Source organism: Pseudomonas sp. HMWF032, from assembly GCF_003060885.1.
Classification (GTDB): Bacteria; Pseudomonadota; Gammaproteobacteria; order Pseudomonadales; family Pseudomonadaceae; genus Aquipseudomonas.
The window spans coordinates 318144-330083 of sequence record NZ_QAIG01000013.1; the positions used below are offsets into that span (position 1 = coordinate 318144).

An 11940-nucleotide genomic window follows, 5' to 3' on the forward strand; every position below is an offset into this window, starting at 1 on the left:
GCGCCTCCCGCAAAAGGCCCGGCGCTTACTTGACCAGCTGACGCCAGGCTTTCAGCGAACCGATGGTCAGCAACTGCGCCTTGCGCGCAGCCAGCACTTCCGGATCAATTACTTGATTGGCCAGTTCCGCCAGCTTGTTCAGTTCACCGTACAGACGGTCGACTTCCGGCACTTCCAGTACCTCACGGGCCAGATGCAGCCAGACCAGCAGGCGCTCGATGCGCGGCAGCTGTTCGGCCAGGTCTTCCGGCTGCTGCTGGTAACGACGCAGTTGCAGGGCAGCGCCTTCTTCAGCAATCAACGTCGGCAACCAGTTGCCCAGCGGCGCAGCGCCCTGGCGATTACCACGGTTGTTACGCTCCACCGTCCAGCTGCGGGCCAATAGCCAGCGCGACAGGTTCAGCGAGAACAGCCCCCAACGATTGCCCTGCAGTTCAGCTGCAAACAATGCCGGAGCGTTCTTGCGCAGGCTGTCCTTGTCCTGCCCGGCCAGAACGCGTGGGCGCCATTCCAGCAGCAAGGCATCCAGCAATTCACGCAAGGCATGGCTGCTGGCACGCGGCGCGGCCTGACCCAGGCTGCCGAGCAATGCACGCAGGCCGATCAGCTGCTCCAGCCAGTCGACCAACAAACGCCAGTGGCCATTAAAGCGGTACTGCTCGGCCAGGCGCTGACTGCTGCCCAGCAGGTGCCAACCCAGTGCCGCAACGCTGTCATCCAGACTGGTTTCCGCGCTCAGGCTCGGTGCCGGCAGGCTCAGGCTGTAGCTGCCAGCATCGAACAGGCGGTAACCGCGCTCGGCCTTGCTGATATCGCAGGGCATCAGCGCCAGGTCGGCCGCCAACTCAGCGGCCAGCTCCAGCAGCGCTTCGGGCTCGCCCTGACGCAGCTCCAGCTCCAGCTCGCAGATTTCTTCTTCGCCTTCGCCGGCAATCACCTTACCGAGGTCCAGCGCCGCCTCAATCACCACCTTGGCCTTGCCACGGCCCCAGGCGATTTCCGCCTTCTCGCGAACAAAGTCGGTGGTGAAGATCGGCACCAGCCGCTTTTTATCCAGCCCAGCCAGGGCCGACGGCCAGCAGCTGTCATCGAGCCTCTTCAGATCCAGCTTGGCCTTGGCCAGGTTCCAGTCCCACTCATTGCGCTCGGACAAACCGGCCACGCTCTGCCCGCGGGTTTTCAGGGTCTGGATAAACTGCTCGCCATCACGGCGCACGCGCAGCGCCACTTTGGCCGCCGCCAGGTCACGCTCGGGGGTGTCGAAGTACTGATTGAACAGTTCGCACTGCTCCCAACCACTCTTGTTGCGCTTCTTCAGCAGCGGATGCTCACGCAAGGCGGCCAGGGTCTCGCGGCTGATGCGCAGCTTGATTTCGGTTTCTTTGACCATGGTCGACTCTTGCGGAATTGATTAAAAGGATGGCCCTGAGAACCTGCTTACGATCTGCTCAGTGCGACCCGAAGGGCGAGTGAAACGAGTCATGCTCATTTACAACTCACAAACTGCGCGTCCTCGGCTGTTTTGCCTTGTCTGGCTCTAGCTCGCGAGATCGCAAACAGGCCCTAAGGCCACAAAGCCGCCCGAAGGCGGCTTTGCGTAACGCACTGCGTGTCGAGCTTAGACGAACAACTTCACGCCCAACCAGAATAAGCCGGCAGACAGCGAGATGGTGATCGGCAGGGTCAGCACCCAGGCGGTCAGGATATTGCGTACGGTACCGAACTGCAGGCCACTTTTGTTGGCCACCATGGTACCGGCTACACCAGAAGACAACACATGGGTGGTCGACACTGGCAGGCTGTAGACGTTGGCCAGGCCAATGGCGATGGATGCTGTGATCTGCGCACTCATGCCCTGGGCGTAGGTCATGCCCTGCTTGCCGATCTTCTCGCCAACGGTCAGAACCACGCGCTTCCAGCCGACCATGGTGCCGATACCCAGCGCCAGGGCGACCGCGAGGATGACCCAGAACGGCGCATATTCGGTGGTGGCGGTGAGGTCCTTACGCAGTTTGGCCAGGTCAGCCACTTCACGCTTGGGCAGGTTATCCAGCTTGCCGACCTTCTTCGCCGTGTCATCCAGGCACAGCAGGTAGCGCCGCGCCTGGGTGCGCTGCTCTTCGGACATCTGCTTGTAGTCGGTGACGCCTTCGATGGTCTTCAGCAGGGTCGCGATGGTCAGCTCGGTGAGCTTGGCGTCACAGCGGAACTTGGCCGGCAACTCGGTGGTGCCGTTCTTGCCCAGCGCCAGGTATTCGCTCAACGCGTCGTGGTTGCGCTCGTAGAACTGGCTGAGGTGAATGGCGGCGTCGCGGGTGCGCTCGATCTGGTAAGTGGTGCTGTTCAGATCAAGGACGAACTGTGCCGGCACGATACCGATCAGCACCAGCATGATCAGGCCGATCCCCTTCTGCCCGTCGTTGGAGCCGTGCACGAAGCTCACGCCCATGGCCGAGGCGATCAGCACCACGCGATTCCAAAACGGCGGCTTGTTCTTGCCTTTGATCTCCTTGCGGGTCTCTGGCGTTTCATGCATTTTCGAGCCGCCCCACATGCGCTTGAGCGCCAGCAGCAGCAGCGCCGCAACGGCAAAACCGGCTAGCGGAGACAGCAGCAGGGAAAGGCCGATGTCGATCGCCTTCTGCCAGTTCACCCCTTCGCTCAAGGCGATATCGGAGATCAACGCGTGAGCCAGGCCGACACCGAGGATCGAACCGATCAGGGTGTGGGAACTGGATGCCGGAATGCCCAGGTACCAGGTACCGAGGTTCCAGGCGATGGCCGCACTGAGCATGGAAAACACCATGACCAGGCCATAGGCAGTGTTGGAATTGATCAACAGCTCGACCGGCAGCAGGTGCACGATGGCATACGCCACGCCCACGCCGCCAAGCAGCACACCGAGAAAGTTGAAGATACCGGAGAAGATCACGGCCAGATGCGGCGGCATGGCCTTGGTATAGATCACAGTGGCGACTGCGTTGGCAGTGTCATGGAAACCGTTGATAAATTCGAAGGTCAGAACAAAGGCCAGAGCAAGCACCAGGCTCACAGCAACCCATGCATCGAGTCCGTTAAAGAGTTCAAACATGGCGGTTTTGTGACTGTTTGAGATTGGGGGCGCGGATTATGCCAGAAGCAGGGTGCCTGCGCGCGCTGGATTCGACGACCAGCCTGCAGCCTTCTATTCGCCCAGCCAGGCTCCTATGATGGCCGAACTGCCTGTGGAGACTGTCGATGACCCTGCCTTCCTTTAAAGAGCAATTCGCCGCGCTGATCGCTGCGCCCTCGGTGAGTTGCACCCAGGCGCACTGGGATCAGTCCAACCGCGCGGTGATCGATTTACTGTCGAACTGGCTTACGGATCTCGGCTTCACCTGCGAGGTGCAGGAAATATCTCGTGGCAAATTCAACCTGCTCGCCAGCTATGGCAGCGGTCCTGGCGGCCTGGTGCTGGCCGGGCACAGCGACACCGTGCCATTCGATGCCGCGCTGTGGCAGACCGACCCACTGAAGCTCACCGAAGTCGATGGCCGCTGGGTGGGCCTCGGCAGTTGTGACATGAAGGGCTTTTTCGCCCTGATCATCGAAGCCGTGCAACCCCTGCTGGAGCAGCGCTTCCAACAACCGCTGCTGATCCTCGCCACCTGCGACGAAGAAAGTTCGATGTCTGGCGCCCGCGCCCTGGCGCAAGCCGGACGGCCGCTGGGCCGTGCGGCGGTGATCGGTGAGCCGACCGGATTGAAGCCGATTCGCCTGCACAAGGGGGTGATGATGGAGCGCATCGACATCCTCGGGCAAAGTGGTCACTCCTCCGATCCGCGCCTCGGCCACAGCGCCCTGGAAGCCATGCAGGACGTGATGCTGGAGCTACGCGGCCTGCGCGCGCAGTGGCAGCGCGAGTACAACAACCCGCAATTCAGCGTGCCACAGCCGACCTTGAACTTCGGCTGCATCCACGGCGGCGACAACCCCAACCGCATCTGCGGCCAGTGTTCACTGGAGTTCGACCTGCGCCCGCTGCCCGGCATGCAGCCGGAAATACTCCGCGCGGCGATCCGCCAGAAGCTGCAGCCGCTGGCCGAGCAGCATCAGGTGAAGATCGATTTTGCCCCGCTGTTCCCTAGCGTGCCGCCGTTCGAGCAGGCCGCCGACGCCGAGCTGGTGCGCCTGGCCGAACGCCTCACCGGGCACAGCGCCACAGCAGTGGCATTTGGCACCGAAGCGCCTTATCTTCAGCAACTTGGTTGCGAAACCCTGGTGCTCGGCCCCGGCGATATCGACTGCGCCCACCAGCCTGGGGAATACCTGGAAATGTCACGTTTGCAGCCTACTGTGCGTCTGCTGCAGCAACTGATTGAACATTACTGCCTACAAGCCAAACACCCTGTGTTATCCGGAGGAGAGAACGCGTGAAGCTGCCCCAACTGCGACGATAAAACCGCTGCTCTCGGCTGCCGCCTGGCGCGTCCCCGCGCCGCTCCCATGCGTTCCGTTTTCGACACAGGTTCTTCACGCAATGCACGACCACGTCAACTGGCTCCGCCACGCTTCGCCCTATATCAATGCCCACCGCGACTGCACCTTTGTGGTGATGCTGCCGGGCGAGGGTGTTGCTCACCCGAATTTCGGCAATATCGTCCACGACCTGGTGCTGCTGCACAGCCTCGGCGTACGCCTGGTACTGGTGCACGGCTCGCGCCCGCAGATCGAGGCACGCCTGGCCAACAACGGCCTGACGCCACGCTTTCACCGTGACCTGCGGATCACCGACAGCCCGACCCTGGAATGCGTGATCGATGCCGTCGGCCAGCTGCGCATCGCCATCGAAGCGCGCCTGTCGATGGACATGGCGCGCTCGCCGATGCAGGGTTCGCGCCTGCGCATTACCAGCGGCAACTTTGTCACTGCGCGGCCGATTGGCGTGGTCGATGGCGTCGACTACCACCACACCGGCGAAGTGCGGCGCATCGACCGCAAGGGCATTAATCGCCAGCTGGATGAGCGCAGCATCGTCCTGCTGTCGCCACTCGGTTATTCGCCCACTGGGGAGATCTTCAACCTGGCCTGCGAAGACGTCGCCACCCGCGCCGCCATCGACCTGGACGCCGACAAGCTGCTGCTGTTCGGCGCCGAATGCGGTCTGCTCGACGAAGCCGGCAAACTGGTGCGCGAACTGCGCCCGCAGCAAGTACCCGCGCATCTGCAACGCTTGGGCAGTAGCTATCAGGCGGAGCTGCTGGATGCCGCCGCCGAAGCCTGCAAGGCCGGGGTACGGCGCAGCCATATCGTCAGCTATGCGGAAGATGGAGCGCTGCTTAGCGAGCTGTTCACCCGCACCGGCAACGGCACCCTGGTGGCCCAGGAGCAGTTCGAGTCGCTGCGCGAGGCGACCATCGAAGACGTCGGCGGACTGATCGAACTGATCACCCCACTGGAAGACCAGGGCATTCTGGTACGCCGCTCACGCGAGGTGCTGGAACGAGAGATCGAACAGTTCAGCATTGTCGAACGCGAAGGGCTGATTATCGCCTGCGCCGCGCTGTACCAGATTGCCGAGTCGGATTTCGGCGAGCTGGCATGCCTGGCGGTCAACCCGGCCTACCGCCATGGCGGACGCGGTGATGAGTTGCTCGAACGCATCGAAGAACGCGCCCGCGCCCAGGGCCTGAAAACCCTGTTCGTACTTACCACGCGCACGGCCCACTGGTTCCGCGAACGCGGCTTTATGCCCAGCAGCGTCGACCGCCTGCCGGCTGCGCGCGCCTCGCTGTACAACTACCAGCGCAACTCGCAGGTGTTTGAAAAGGCGCTGTAGGTTGGCGTTGAGCGTAGCGAAGCGCAACTGACGAGGCCGGATCGCTGGGCTTCGTCGCGCGGCTACTCAACCCAACCTACGCCTAGCGGCGCCCTACAGATTGCGTTTCGGCAGATGGGGTGGCAGGTACAAACCTAAATAGGCATCGAACACCCGCATACCTTCTTCGGCCATACGCTGGGTGATGGTGCCGTGCAGTTGCACCGAGCGGGCGTAGACGCGGTCGCCCAGTTCCATGGCTAGGGCGAACACATCGACATCGTCCGGCAGTTGCGGCAGGGGGAAGTGGCGGTCGAAGACCTGCTGCATCAACTGGCCCAGTTCAATGTCGTGCTGACGATCGGCCTGGGTCACCTCGGTCAGCCCGTGTTGGGCGAGAATCAGCTGGCGGGCGGCGGCGTCGGCGGCGTAGATCGCCAGCATGCGCTGTTCGATCAGGCGCGACAGATCACGCCAGTCGCGCAACGCGTCATGCACCACCGGCGCTTGCAGGCAATCGCGAAAGGCCTGGTGCACATCGGCGGTCAGCGCTTCCAGCAGTGCCGGCACGCTGGCAAAAAAGTGATAGACCGATGACGGCGGAATCGCCGCGCGTTCGGCCACGTTGTAGATCGACAGACTGGCCACGCCCTGCTCGGCCAGCAATTCGCGGGCGGCGGCCAGAATGCCGGTGATGCGGCTCTGACTACTGGCGCGGGGTTTGCGGACAACGGCTGGGCGGGACATGGCGAGACTCAGAGCAGGGAATCAAGGGGTGATGACGGTTCGCCGCCTACCCTACACCGAACCCATAGCTCGAATAAAATCCACGACGGTTTTATTGACGACAAAGATGCCCGGAGTGCGTCCGGGCGCGCAGGGTGGATCGGGGCGCGTAGTTGGCGCTGTGCTCATCCATCAAGGCCATCGGTGGATGAGTGAAGCGCCATCCACCCTACGACTCAGATCCACGTCAGACGCGCGCGCTGCGCACACCTTCAGCCAGCGCGCTGCACAGGCTCAGCACGCCGTCTATGGCCTGTGCGTCGCTTGTGGCATTGGCAATCTGGTCGATCAGCGCCGAGCCGACCACCACGCCTTCGGCCAGGCGGGCGATGGTTGCCGCGTGTTCCGGGGTGCGGATGCCGAAGCCGATGCACAGGGGCAGGTCGGTGTGGCGACGCAGACGGGTGACGGCCTGTTCGACGTGATCCAGCGTGGCTGCGCCGGCACCGGTCACACCGGCGACTGACACGTAGTAAACAAAGCCCGAGCTGCCGTTGAGCACTTTCGGCAGGCGCTTGTCGTCGGTGGTCGGGGTGGTCAGGCGGATAAAGTCCAGGCCCGCCGCCTGCGCCGGGTCGCACAGGTCAGCGTTATGCTCGGGCGGCAGGTCGACCACGATCAAACCGTCGACGCCGGCGTCTTTGGCTTCGGCGATAAACCGCTCAACGCCGTATTTGTGAATCGGGTTGAAGTAGCCCATCAGCACCAGCGGGGTCACTTGCTCGCCTTCGCGGAATGCGCGGACCATCTGCAGGGTTTTCGCCAGATCCTGACCGTTGTCCAGCGCACGGATGTTGGCCAACTGGATGGCCGGGCCATCGGCCATCGGGTCGGTGAAGGGCATGCCCAGTTCGATCACATCCGCACCGGCGGCGGGCAGGCCTTTAAGGATGGCCAGCGAGGTGTCGTAGTTCGGGTCGCCACCGGTGACGAAGGTCACCAGCGCGGCGCGGTTCTGTTGTTTCAGCTCGGCAAAGCGGCTTTGCAGGCGGCTCATGCGTGCTTCTCCTGTTGTTCCATATGGTGCACGATGGTTTGCATGTCTTTGTCGCCACGCCCGGAGAGGTTGACCACCATCAGGTGATCCTTGGGCAGGTTGGGCGCGCGTTTGAACACTTCCGCCAGGGCGTGAGCGGTTTCCAGCGCCGGGATGATGCCCTCCTGACGGCAGCAGATGTGGAAGGCTTCAAGGGCTTCGGTGTCGGTCACGGAGGTGTATTCGACGCGGCCCACTTCATGCAACCAGGCGTGTTCCGGGCCGATGCCGGGGTAATCCAGGCCGGCGGAAATCGAGTGGGCGTCGATGATCTGGCCGTCGTCGCTCTGCAGCAGGAAGGTGCGGTTGCCGTGCAGTACGCCCGGTACGCCGCCGTTCAGGCTCGCGGCGTGCTTGCCGGTTTCGATGCCGTGACCGGCCGCTTCCACGCCGATGATTTGGATCTGTTTGTCATCGAGGAAGGGGTGGAACAGGCCGATGGCGTTCGAGCCACCGCCGATGCAGGCGATCAGGCTGTCGGGCAGGCGACCTTGCTGGGCGAGCATCTGGTCGCGGGTTTCCTTGCCAATCACGGCCTGGAAGTCGCGCACCATGGCTGGGTACGGGTGTGGGCCGGCCACGGTGCCGATCATGTAGAAGGTGCTGTCGACGTTGGTTACCCAGTCGCGCAGGGCTTCGTTCATCGCATCTTTCAGGGTGCCGGTGCCGGCGACAACCGGGATCACGGTGGCGCCCATCAGCTTCATGCGCAGCACGTTGGCGTTCTGCCGGTGGATGTCGGTGCTGCCCATGTAGATCACGCACTCCATGCCGAAGCGCGCCGCCACGGTGGCAGTGGCCACGCCGTGCATGCCCGCGCCGGTCTCGGCGATGATGCGTTTTTTGCCCATGCGCTTGGCCAGCAGCACTTGGCCGATGCAGTTGTTGATCTTGTGCGCGCCGGTGTGGTTCAGCTCTTCGCGCTTGAAGTAGATCTTCGCGCCGCCACACATCTCGGTCAGGCGCTCAGCGAAATACAGCGGGCTCGGACGGCCGACGAAATCACGCTGGAAGTAGGCCAGTTCCTTTTCGAACTCAGGGTCGAGCTTGGCCTTTTCGTACTCATCGGCCAGGTCGTGGATCAGCGGCATCAGGGTTTCGGCAACGTATTGGCCACCGAATGAGCCGAACAGGCCGTTGGCGTCTGGGCCAGTGCGGAAGGAAGTCATGGCGTTCTCCTCGGGAAATGGGCGCGCTGAACGGGTGATACCCGCTTCACGACGATGGACACAGGATAAAGCTGTGGCCCGTTCAGCAAAAGCGATAAGATCGCCGCAACCTGTCAGGAAAACTCACAGATGAGCCAGGACTTACCGCCGCTGAATGCCCTGCGCGCCTTTGAAGCGGCCGCCCGTTTGAACAGTGTCAGCCACGCCGCCAACGAGCTGCATGTCACCCACGGCGCGGTGAGCCGGCAGGTGCGCGCGCTGGAAGCGCACCTCGGTGTGGCCCTGTTCAGCAAAGAAGGGCGTGGCCTTAAACTCACAGATGCAGGGATTCGCCTGCGCGATGTGTGTGCCGAGGTGTTTGGTCGCCTGCGCAGCACCTGTACGGAATTGCAGCAAGGCCAAGCCGATGCGCCTTTTGTTCTGGCCTGCCCCGGCAGCCTGCTGGCGCGCTGGTTTATCCCGCGTCTGGACCGGCTCAACCGTGAGTTACCCGAACTGCGCCTGCAACTGTCAGCCAGTGAAGGGGAGCTGGACCCACGCCGCAGCGGTGTGGACGCCACCCTGTGGTTTGCCACGCCGCCTTGGCCAGCGGACATGCAGGTGTTTGAGTTGGCGGCTGAGCGCATTGGCCCGGTGCTCAGCCCGCGTTACGCACGCTTCGCGCAGTTGCATCAGGCACCGGCCAGCGCGCTGCTGGGCGAGCCGTTGTTGCACACCAGCTCGCGTCCGCAAGCCTGGCCCAACTGGGCCACGCGCAATGCGCTGGACGCCAGCGCGCTGAAACTCGGCCAAGGCTTCGAGCATTTGTATTACCTGCTGGAGGCGGCAGCCGCAGGGCTGGGTGTCGCCATCGCCCCGCAACAACTGGTGGCCGATGATCTCGCCGCCGGTCGCCTGGTTGCGCCCTGGGGCTTTGTCGAAACCTCGGCGCGTTTGGCCTTGTGGGTACCGGCGCGGCGCCTGGATAAACGGGCACAGCTGTTGGCCGCATGGCTACGTCACGAACTGCAAGGCTGAACCGGCGGTCAGGCAGAACCGTGGCGACTCAACTAGCGTTGAACGAACAACCTGCGGAGAACGCCCATGTCCGATCATCACACCTACAAGAAAATCGAAATCGTCGGTTCCTCGAAAGTCAGTATCGAGGACGCCATCGAAAATGCCCTGGCCGAATGTGCCAAGTCGGTGCGCAACCTCGACTGGTTTGAGGTGGTAGAGACCCGCGGGCATATCGTGAATGGCAAGGTCGGCCACTACCAGGTCACGTTGAAGATCGGCTTCCGCCTGAGTGATAGCTGAACCCAGCTGCTGCGGTCATGCCTGGACATGGCCGCAGATCTTCCCGCCCCACGCACCTTGCCCTTGGAATCCGCAGAACAAGCCCCACTATCTAACTCAGGTATTGGGGCCTTAATGCGCCCGAACACACGGATAATCCACAGGCAGCCCGATGAGCGCACTCGCACAGAGCAAATTCTCCACCCTGGACCTCGCCCCGATTCGCGATGACGGTAACGCTGCCCAGGCCCTGCACAACTCACTGGCGCTGGCGCAGCATGTCGAGCGCCTGGGCTTCGAGCGTTTCTGGGTGGCCGAACACCACAACATGGATGGCATCGCCAGCTCGGCCACCGCCGTGCTGCTGGGTTATCTGGCCGCCGGCACGTCGAAGATTCGCCTGGGCTCCGGCGGGGTCATGCTGCCCAATCACGCGCCGCTGGTGATCGCTGAGCAGTTCGGCACCCTGGCCACGCTCTATCCTGGCCGCATCGAGCTGGGCCTGGGCCGCGCGCCGGGGGCGGATCACTTCACCGCCCAGGCGCTGCGCCGCGATCGGATTGGCAGCGCCGATGACTTCCCGGCGGATGTTGAAGAGTTGCAGCGTTACCTTGGCCCACGCACGCCGGATCAGCGGGTGATCGCCATGCCCGGCAGCGATACCAACGTGCCGATCTGGCTGCTCGGTTCCAGCCTGTTCAGCGCTCAACTGGCGGGAGAAAAGGGCCTGCCTTACGCCTTCGCCTCGCACTTCGCACCGCGCTATATGCATGAGGCGATTCGCGTCTACCGCAACCACTTCAAGCCCTCGGCGGTGCTCGACAAACCCTATGTGATGCTCGGCGTGCCGCTGATCGCTGCCGACACGGATGAGCAGGCCGACTACCTGGCCACCTCGGCCTACCAGCGCATCCTCGCGCTGATTCGCGGCCAGAGCCTGGTGCAGAAACCGCCCGTTACCAGCATGCAGGGCTTGTGGCTGCCGCATGAGAAAGAGGCCGTGAGCAGCTTCCTCGGCATGGCGATGATCGGTGGCCCGGACAAGGTGCGTGCGCGCCTGGAACTACTGTTGCAACAGACCGGTGCCGATGAACTGATCTTCACCTGCGACCTGTATGACTTTGCAGATCGCCTGCATGCCTTCGAGCTGGTGGCACAATTACGCAGCTAAACGGGCACATCAGAACGTGCCGCAGCGCAGCACCTTGCCGCGCGCCAGCACAGTGCGTTGCTCGTCATACAGCCAGGACTGCGCCTTCATTTGCATAGGCCTGGCTTCCAGCCGGTAGCGCTGGCCAGCCACGAAATTGTCATGCTGCACACGAATCTCGCAGGTCACCTGAAGCGGCTCATAGGCGCCATCCAGGCCACCGCCACGGTTCACCTCGAACTGAAAGCGCGCCTGCAGCTCATGAGCACCGCTAGGCACCTGGAAGAAACGGCCATCGTTAAGGCGCTGGCCATCAAGGCGATCCGCCATCAACAGGGTGCCGGCATTACTGCGCAGTTCAACCCAGGCCTGGCTCGGGTCTGCCGGCGGCACGGGCGAGGCGCAGGCGCTGAGCACCAGCACACCGCCAAGCAAAGCCAGATAACGCATGGGGCACCTCCATAAATCGCAACAGCCCAAGGGTCTGTTGACGTTTCGTTCGCGGCCGCGCCGAAGCCTGTTTTAGCGCGAGGCAAGGCACGAGACACGAGACACGAAGTTTGTTGTTCCAAATGAGTGTCGAGAAACGCAGTATCGCGCTAAAACAGGCTCGGCCCTTCGGGTTGCGCGAAAAATCTCGCCAAGCGGTGTTGGAGGACTTGGCAAGGGAACACCATTACCGGCGTCCTACGCCTAGCCTGGCGAAATTTTTCGCGGCAACGCG

11 protein-coding genes are annotated in these 11940 nt (G+C 62.8%); 5 read left to right on the forward strand and 6 right to left on the reverse strand.

From position 1 onward, the window contains the following. Positions 1 to 25: 25 nt before the first annotated feature. Together DBR00_RS19230 and DBR00_RS19235 are read right to left on the reverse strand one after the other, a co-directional pair. Entirely contained in the window at positions 26 to 1390 is a 1365-nt protein-coding gene (locus tag DBR00_RS19230) for an inorganic triphosphatase (protein ID WP_108487213.1), read from the reverse strand. A gap of 228 nt (positions 1391 to 1618) precedes the next feature. After that, the gene (locus DBR00_RS19235) at positions 1619 to 3091 is read right to left on the reverse strand and encodes an inorganic phosphate transporter (RefSeq protein WP_108487214.1); all 1473 of its coding nucleotides are present in this window, start codon (positions 3089 to 3091) and stop codon (positions 1619 to 1621) included. Between the two features lie 146 nt (positions 3092 to 3237). Between DBR00_RS19235 and argE the strand changes: the two genes are divergently transcribed. After that, positions 3238 to 4416: an acetylornithine deacetylase gene (gene argE / locus DBR00_RS19240; RefSeq protein ID WP_108487215.1), complete on the forward strand. Its 1179-nt coding sequence runs from the start codon at positions 3238 to 3240 to the stop codon at positions 4414 to 4416. Positions 4417 to 4519: 103 nt separating this feature from the next. Continuing rightward, positions 4520 to 5818: an amino-acid N-acetyltransferase gene (argA, locus tag DBR00_RS19245; RefSeq protein WP_108487216.1), complete on the forward strand. Its 1299-nt coding sequence runs from the start codon at positions 4520 to 4522 to the stop codon at positions 5816 to 5818. A gap of 93 nt (positions 5819 to 5911) precedes the next feature. On the opposite strand, the gene DBR00_RS19250 is transcribed toward argA, so the two are convergent. The 3 genes from DBR00_RS19250 to trpB all read right to left on the reverse strand — a co-directional run bounded on the left by DBR00_RS19250 (position 5912) and on the right by trpB (position 8788). Then, positions 5912 to 6544 carry a TetR/AcrR family transcriptional regulator gene (locus DBR00_RS19250; RefSeq protein WP_108487217.1) on the reverse strand — a complete coding sequence of 211 codons (633 nt, stop codon included), beginning with the start codon at positions 6542 to 6544 and terminating at the stop codon, positions 5912 to 5914. Positions 6545 to 6770: 226 nt separating this feature from the next. Then, positions 6771 to 7580 carry a tryptophan synthase subunit alpha gene (gene trpA / locus DBR00_RS19255; RefSeq protein WP_108487218.1) on the reverse strand — a complete coding sequence of 270 codons (810 nt, stop codon included), beginning with the start codon at positions 7578 to 7580 and terminating at the stop codon, positions 6771 to 6773. Continuing rightward, a complete protein-coding gene (gene trpB, locus DBR00_RS19260) occupies positions 7577 to 8788 on the reverse strand; it encodes a tryptophan synthase subunit beta (protein ID WP_108487219.1) in 1212 nt (403 codons plus the stop codon). Before trpB ends, trpA begins: the two co-directional genes overlap by 4 nt. Before the next feature lie 129 nt (positions 8789 to 8917). Here trpB and DBR00_RS19265 point away from each other — a divergent pair, with 129 nt between their 5' ends. The 3 genes from DBR00_RS19265 to DBR00_RS19275 all read left to right on the forward strand — a co-directional run bounded on the left by DBR00_RS19265 (position 8918) and on the right by DBR00_RS19275 (position 11237). Then, positions 8918 to 9805 (forward strand): LysR family transcriptional regulator, encoded by an 888-nt coding sequence (locus DBR00_RS19265; RefSeq protein ID WP_108487220.1) that lies wholly within the window; start codon positions 8918 to 8920, stop codon positions 9803 to 9805. Positions 9806 to 9871: 66 nt separating this feature from the next. Further along, complete coding sequence (locus DBR00_RS19270) at positions 9872 to 10087, forward strand: dodecin (RefSeq protein WP_108487221.1); 216 nt, start codon at positions 9872 to 9874, stop codon at positions 10085 to 10087. Positions 10088 to 10238: 151 nt separating this feature from the next. Beyond that, the gene (locus DBR00_RS19275) at positions 10239 to 11237 is read left to right on the forward strand and encodes an LLM class flavin-dependent oxidoreductase (RefSeq protein WP_108487222.1); all 999 of its coding nucleotides are present in this window, start codon (positions 10239 to 10241) and stop codon (positions 11235 to 11237) included. A gap of 9 nt (positions 11238 to 11246) precedes the next feature. On the opposite strand, the gene DBR00_RS19280 is transcribed toward DBR00_RS19275, so the two are convergent. After that, positions 11247 to 11666 (reverse strand): hypothetical protein, encoded by a 420-nt coding sequence (locus DBR00_RS19280; protein ID WP_108487223.1) that lies wholly within the window; start codon positions 11664 to 11666, stop codon positions 11247 to 11249. Between the last annotated feature and the right edge of the window lie 274 nt (positions 11667 to 11940).